The sequence below is a fragment of the Sphingomonas bacterium genome (genome assembly GCF_903643035.1).
GTDB lineage: Bacteria > Pseudomonadota > Alphaproteobacteria > Sphingomonadales > Sphingomonadaceae > Sphingomonas.
Genome location: NZ_CAHJWW010000186.1, coordinates 1 through 5,402 on the forward strand (window position 1 = coordinate 1; position 5,402 = coordinate 5,402).

The window sequence follows — 5,402 nt, forward strand, 5'->3', positions numbered from 1 at the left end:
GACGCCGCGCACCGGCATCTGCGCGCCCCAGCGCGGCAGCGCCGCCGTCTCGCCGGTGGCGAAGCCGATCGTCGCGCCGCTCGCGTCCTTGCCCACCACGATCGCCGCCCGCCAGTCGGCATAGTTGATCGAGATGTTGGTGTTCAGCATCGCCTGCAGCCAGGCGCCGCCGGTCCGGCCATCGCCGACCCCATCTTGGCTGGCTCCGTCTTCGCTGGTGATGTCGACATGGCGCAGCGGCCCGCCCCAGCCGCGCCCGCGATCGAAGCGCAGCAGCCCGTCGCGAAGCGCGGTCTCCGCGTCCCCCTGGATCGCGGGGTCGAGAGACGTGCGGACCCACAACCCGCCCGAATAGACGCTGTACGGCCCGTCGCGCTCGCTCTCGCCGAACCGGTCGATCAGCTGGCGGCGCACCTCCTCGACGAAATAGCCGCCGATCTTCTCGAACTTGGGCGTCTGGCGCAGGATCGCGCCGATCGGCTGCCCCACCGCCTCGTCGTGGCTCGCGCGGGTGATGAAGCCGTTCTTCAGCATCTCGCCCAGCACGTAGTTGCGCCGCGCGAGCGCGCGATCGGTATCGCGGAACGGATCGTAGTTCGCCGGCCCCTTGGGCAGGATCGCCAGATACGCCATCTGCGCGACGGAGAGCTGCGGCAGCTCCTTGTCGAAATAGGCGTGGGACGCGGCCTCCACGCCGAACGAGTTGCGGCCGAGCGCGATGGTGTTGAGGTACAGCTCCAGGATCTGCGGCTTGGTCAGCGCATCCTCGATCTTGTAGGCGAGCAGCGCCTCCTTCAGCTTGCGGCTGGGCGAGTATTCGTTGCCGATCAGCAGGTTCTTGGCGACCTGTTGCGTGATGGTCGAGCCGCCCTTGGCGCGACGGCCGGTACCGTACTTGCGGGCATAGTCGACCACCGCGCCCGCGACGCCGGAATAGTCGACGCCGTGATGCTCGAAGAAGCCCTTGTCCTCCGCGGCCAGGAAGGCGCGCACCAGCATGGTGGGATATTCGGCATAGGACAGCTCGACGCGCCGCTCGCGCGCATAGGTATAGACGGGCGTCCCGTCGCTCCCGCGGATGTTGGTGGGCAGCGGCGGCTCGTAGGTGCGCAGCGCGTCCACCGACGGCAGGTCGCGGATGATCGTCACCCACAGGACGCCATAGGCCGCGACGGCGAGCAGGACGACGATCGCGAGCAGCTTCACCCACCAGCGCCGCCACGACCGGACGAGGAGGCCCCGGGCGGCGGGGCCGCGCCGTCCGGCGGGATCGAGGGGAGCATGCGAGGCCATGACTGGACCGCGCGTCTAGCAGGTTCGCCGGGGGAGGAAAGCCGTGACGCCCGTGCGGCGGCGGCGGGCGGACGTCATCTCGCGGGCGTCATGCCACTGAAGTCATATTGCGGGCGTCATGTCGCGGGCGTCACCTCATCGCGATCCGCCGCGCGAAATGGACGTCCACCGCGCGGCGGATGCTCTGGGCGATCCGCTCGCGACCCTCGCCGCTGTCGAGGAACGCCGCGTCGCGCGGATTGGAGAGATAGCCGGTCTCGAACAGGATGGAGGGCATGTCCGGCGCCTTCAGCACCATCAGCGACGCCATGCGGTGGAAGTTGGGCTTCATCGGTACGAGGTCGTGCCCCTCGCGGCCGAGCAGCCGGGCGAAATCGGCCGAGTTGTTCATCGTCTCGCGCTGCGTCAGGTCGATCAGGATCGACGAGACGTCGGCGGGGGCGGCGCCAAGGTCGACGCCGCTGATCGTGTCCGCCTTGTTCTCGCGCAGCGCCAGGCGCGCGGCTTCCTTGTCGGACGCGACTTCGGACAGGGTATAGACGGACGCGCCCGACGCCTCCCCCGCGCTGACGCTGTCGCAGTGGATCGAGATGAACAGGTCGGCGTGCAGCCGCCGCGCGATGCCGAACCGCTCGCGCAGCACCAGATAGCGGTCGTCGTCGCGGGTCAGCGCGACCCGCACCCGGCCCGAGCGGAGCAGCTCGTCGCGGATCGCGCGCGCGATCTTCAGCGTCATGTCCTTCTCGCGGAGGCCCGTCTCGGCCGAGATCGCGCCGGGGTCGAACCCGCCGTGCCCCGGATCGATCACCACCAGCGGACGCGACGCGTCGCCCTGGATGCGCGGCAGCCCAAGGCTGGTCGCCACCGCCGGAACGGGCGCGAATGCGCGCGCGCGGGGCAGCGGCCGTGGGTGGTTGCCGAAGCTGAACGGGAAGAAGTCGAGCCGCATCGGCGCGACATCGGCGGCGGCATCGCCGCGCGGACGAAGCGCCAGGACCAGCGTGCGGCCACCCTCCTCGAACCGGCCCGCCGTCACCGCCTGCGCCCGCCCGAAGCGGAAGACCAGCCGTGTCGCCCCGTCCGGCCCCGCCGTCTCGCGCACCGCCGTCTCGCCGACCGCCGTTCTGCCAACCGACAGGCCGTGCGCCGCATCCGCCTCGCCCGCCGGCAGCACACCGCGGTCGAGCCCGGTCACGTCGACCGCGATCCGGTCCGGCCCGGACAGCGACGCGCTGGACGCGGCGGCGACGGCGTCGTCGAACCGGATCGTGATCGCACGCGGGCCGACCGCGATGCCGGTCACGGTCGCCGCGCGGGCGGGCGGGCCAGCCATCGCGGCAACCATCATGCCAATCGCCGCAAGCATGGGGCGTCCATGCCCCCCACCCGCAGCTCCGGTCCAGCACAAACGCATCGCCACCAACCCCTTGTCGTCGGGGCGGGGCATAGACGGCGCGGCTCAATACCGGCTTGCGGGACGCGGTTAACCGGCCGTTCGGCAATTCCTTGCCGGCCGACCGGCAGGACCCTGCCCGTGCCGGCGTGCCGTTTCACCCGTCGGGGCGGGCCATGTCCGTGACGGTTGATGAACGGCCATTACGGTGCTAGCTGACACCGGAATCGGCGTAGTCACGTCCCTGTGGGTCATGCTGCTCGTCCGGTCCCACCGCCCGACCGAACGTCCCTTCGGCCGCGGCGTATCCAGGTTGACGCCCGCATGTCGCTTCGCCCCCGTTCGCTGACCCGCCCGGCTTCCGCCGGCGGCAGCGTCGTCGCGGGCGTGGCCGGAGGCACGATGCCCCGGCAGCGCGCGCGAGCGAAGGCGCATCCGCTTGGCATGCAGGACATCGTTCCGGCGTCGAGCCATTCCACATCACCCCATCGTCGCGCCCCCCTCTCCTCGGCAGGCTTCCTGCCCGCAGGCGACCCGGACGCGTGGAGACCCTTTCATGACCACCCGTATGTTGATCGACGCACGCCACCGGGAAGAGACCCGGGTGGCCGTCGTCGCCGGTAACCGGATAGAAGAACTCGATTTCGAATCCGCCGAGCGCAAGCAGCTCAAGGGCAACATCTATCTCGCCAAGGTGATCCGCGTCGAACCGTCGCTGCAGGCGGCGTTCGTCGACTATGGCGGCAACCGCCACGGCTTCCTCGCCTTTTCGGAGATCCACCCCGACTATTACCAGATCCCGCGCGAGGATCGCGAGGCGCTGCTGCGCGAGGAGGCGGAGCATGCGGCGGAAGAGGCCGCGTTGCGCGCCGAGCAGGACGAGGACGATTACGACGCCGGGCAACGCGACGACGCCGGACAACGCGACGACATCGAGCAGGACGACGGGTTCGAAGCCGCCGGTGTCGATGCCGACGAGGAGGAGGACGAGGCCGATGCCGGCGGCGACGCCCCGCGCGCCAGGTCAGGCGCCGGCAGCGGCCCGGACGACCAGGTCGAGGCGCTGCGCCAGCGCCGGATGAACCTGCGCCGCCGCTACAAGATCCAGGACGTGATCCACCGCCGCCAGGTGTTGCTGGTCCAGGTCGTGAAGGAGGAGCGCGGCAACAAGGGCGCGGCGCTGACCACCTATCTGTCGCTGGCGGGCCGTTACTGCGTCCTGATGCCCAACACGTCGCATGGCGGCGGGATCAGCCGCAAGATCAGCAACGCCGCCGACCGGCGCCGGCTGAAGTCGATCATGGCCGACCTGTCGCTGCCCGCGTCGATGGGCTGCATCGTCCGCACCGCGGGCCTCCAACGCACGCGCACCGAGATCAAGCGCGACTTCGACTATCTCGCCCGGCTGTGGGACGAGATCCGCGACAAGACCCTGGGATCGTCGGCGCCCGCGCTAGTGTACGGCGATTCGGACCTCATCAAGCGCGCGATCCGCGACATCTACAACAAGGACATCGACGAGGTGATCGTCGAGGGCGTCGAGGGCTATCGCCAGGCGCGCGACTTCATGCGGCTGCTGATGCCCGGCCATGCGCGCCGCGTGAAGCACTACTCCGACCCGATCCCGCTCTACCAGCGCAGCCATATCGAGGACCAGCTCGCGGCGATGTACCATCCGGTGGTGCAGCTGAAGTCCGGCGGCTACCTTGTCATCAACCCGACCGAGGCGCTGGTCTCGATCGACATCAACTCCGGCCGGTCGACCCGCGAGCACAACATCGAGCAGACCGCGACCGCGACCAACCTAGAGGCGGCGGCGGAGATCGCGCGTCAGCTGCGGCTGCGCGACATGGCCGGCCTCGTCGTCATTGACTTCATCGACATGGACAACAACTCCAACGTCCGGAAGGTCGAAAAGGCGATGAAGGAGGCGCTGCGCAACGATCGCGCGCGCATCCAGATCGGCCGCATCTCGTCGTTCGGGCTGATGGAGATGAGCCGGCAGCGGCTGCGGACCGGCGTGCTGGAGGCGTCCACGCGCGCCTGCCCGCATTGCGACGGCACCGGGCTCGTCCGCACGGCGTCGTCCGCCGGCCTCTCGGCGCTCAGGCTGATCGAGGACGAGGCCGCGCGCGGGCGCGGATCGTGCCTGACGCTGCACGCGAGCCAGGAGGCGGCGGTGTACGTGCTCAACAAGAAGCGCGCCGACATCGCGGAGATCGAGCAGGCCTATGGCGTGACCGTCGAGATCCTGCCCGACGGCGAGCGCGAGGGCGCGCGCATGTCGGTGGAGGCGAGCGGCCCGCCACCCGCGCACCCGCCGCGCTTCGACCGTCCGATCGAGGAGGTCGAGGAAGACTTGGCCGACGAGGTCGAGATCGAGGAGGAAGAGCCCGAGGAGGCGGACGAGCGGCCGGAGCGTGCCGAGCGTGCCGAGCAGGGCGAGGGTCGCGGGCGCGGACGTCGTCGGCGCGGGCGTCGCAATCGCCGGGGCGAGGGCGATGCCGCTGTTGACGGCGGCGCGGAGGCGATCGGCGACGGCGAGCCCGCCGATCAGCCTCTCGATGCCATTGGCGACAGGGAGAATGGCGGCGAGAACGGCGGGGATGACGGCGAGGAGGACGTCGCCGACGCGGGCGGCTTCGTCGGCGATCAGCCGCTCGACGCGGAGGGTGGCGACGGGGGCCGCCGCCGGCGTGGCCGTCGCGGCCCCAGG

At 70.4% G+C, this 5,402-nt stretch carries 3 protein-coding genes; 1 reads left to right on the forward strand and 2 read right to left on the reverse strand.

Annotated elements, in window-relative coordinates:
• On the reverse strand, positions 1–1,293 hold a 1,293-nt coding region (locus HUV01_RS11435; protein WP_174298373.1), incomplete at its 3' end, for a transglycosylase domain-containing protein.
• Between the two features lie 130 nt (positions 1,294–1,423).
• Positions 1,424–2,659 (reverse strand): N-acetylmuramoyl-L-alanine amidase family protein, encoded by a 1,236-nt coding sequence (locus HUV01_RS11440; protein ID WP_174298374.1) that lies wholly within the window; start codon positions 2,657–2,659, stop codon positions 1,424–1,426.
• A gap of 595 nt (positions 2,660–3,254) precedes the next feature.
• Here HUV01_RS11440 and HUV01_RS11445 point away from each other — a divergent pair.
• The coding region (locus HUV01_RS11445; protein WP_174298375.1) for an Rne/Rng family ribonuclease at positions 3,255–5,402 on the forward strand (2,148 nt) is incomplete at its 3' end.

What these genes read in the sequence shown, in the direction of transcription:
- HUV01_RS11440 (WP_174298374.1), bottom strand. Translation starts at nt 2,659, where the DNA reads ATGCTTGCGGCGATTGGCATGATGGTTGCCGCGATGGCTGGCCCGCCC.